The sequence below is a fragment of the Gordonia sp. NPDC003950 genome (genome assembly GCF_053605205.1).
On the sequence record NZ_JBSGIT010000065.1, the window covers coordinates 1 to 1,522 of the forward strand.

The following is a 1,522-nucleotide window of genomic DNA, read 5'->3' on the forward strand; positions in this document are numbered from 1 at the left end:
CCGGGGGGTGATGCTCCTATGGGTTGTCAAGCCGCTGTGAGCCATTGGCGGTAGCGGTTGGCGAGTTCGTCATCGCGGCGTTTGCCGCGTTCGATGGTGGAGATGTGCATGGGCCACACGCCGAAGTGGTCGGCTACGTTCTGGAGTGAGAGGCCGAGGGCGAGGCGTGCTGGCCGCAGGTCGGTGATGTCGGGTACGGCGGGCGGGTTCGTGATGAGGGTGTAGATCTCATTCGCGATGTGGCGTTTCAGGCAACGGATGGCCTCGAGTTTTGTCTTGCCCTCGGCCAGCTTCTTGGCGATATAGGTTTTGGTACGGGAATCAGCGCTCATGCGTACCAGGGCGATAGTGTGGATCGCGTTGTTCGCGCGTCGGTCTCCGCCGCGGTTGAGGCGGTGTCGATTGGTCTTGCCGCTGGAGGCGGGGATCGGACTGACTCCGGTGAGTGCGGCGAACGCGGCTTTCCCGGTGATCCGCTCGGGGTTGTCGCCGACGGTGATCAGCAGTTGTGCTGCGGTGACGACCCCGATGCCTTTCGCGGCGAGCAGTCCTGGGTTGACGCGCTCGACGAGGGCGCGGAGTTGATCGGTGGTGTCCTCGATCTCCTCGCTGAGGTACTCGTGACGCCTTGCCAGACGGCGTAGTGCGGTGGTGGTGGCTGGTTCGATTCCGTTGACGGGGTCGCCTGGCCGGGAGCGACGCAGTGTGTTCAGGAGCATCTTCTGGTCGAGGCTTTGCAGCTGTTCGCGTTTGCTGGCGGGTGCGGATACGAGGATCATCGCGATCTGCTGAAGCACTTTGGCGCGGGCCTTCACCGCTGAGTCCCGTACCAGGGTCAGTACCCGAATCGACTCGACGGGACCAACGCTGGTTTTTGGCAGGGGCAGGTTCTCGTCGGCGAGGACGACTTGTGCGGCGGTGATTGCGTCCAGTGGGTCGGATTTGCCTCGCAGCCGCCGGGCGGCCCGATTCGGTCGGATTACTTCTCGTACGTCGATGCCTGCGGCATGCAGATGCCGGGTCAGGCCGGCGCCGTAGGAGTTGGTGCCCTCGACACCGAACCGCATCACCTGCCCGAGTGTGGCGATGAACGTGAGGATCGCGTGGTACCCGGTTGTGGTCGCTGGGAACTGCCGATCGGCGAGCACAGCGCCGGTGGTCGCGTCCAGAACAGCGACGTGGTGGGTATCGGAATGCGTGTCAGCGCCAGCGACAACCGGGCGCGAGCTTGTCATGATGGGTAGTGCCCTTCCACTCGAACGGAGGCGGCGGCACCGGCCGGGCGGGCAGACAAGACGTTGAGGGGGCCTCTAGGCCAGGCTCCTATTAGGTCATGTCCGCTCGGTCGGCGCACCAGTTGACGCCCCGTTCGGGAGTGGACAGATCAAGGTAAGGCAACGCGTGAGCGGGCCAGTCAGATGCAGAGTCACACCCCCGAACTGAGCTCTACCATCATCAACGTCAGATGGTCTGTGTAAGTCCAGTGCTCATCAGTGAGAGGAAGATCTATGAGCATGGCGTT

At 63.4% G+C, this 1,522-nt stretch carries 1 protein-coding gene; it reads right to left on the reverse strand.

Going from position 1 to position 1,522, the window contains the following annotated elements; translation table 11 throughout:
- Window positions 1-26: 26 nt before the first annotated feature.
- Entirely contained in the window at window positions 27-1,235 is a 1,209-nt protein-coding gene (locus tag ACWETB_RS23850; RefSeq protein ID WP_452214068.1) for an IS110 family transposase, read from the reverse strand.
- Window positions 1,236-1,522: the final 287 nt, after the last annotated feature.

What these genes read in the sequence shown, in the direction of transcription:
- ACWETB_RS23850 (WP_452214068.1), bottom strand. Translation starts at nt 1,235, where the DNA reads ATGACAAGCTCGCGCCCGGTTGTCGCTGGCGCTGACACGCATTCCGAT.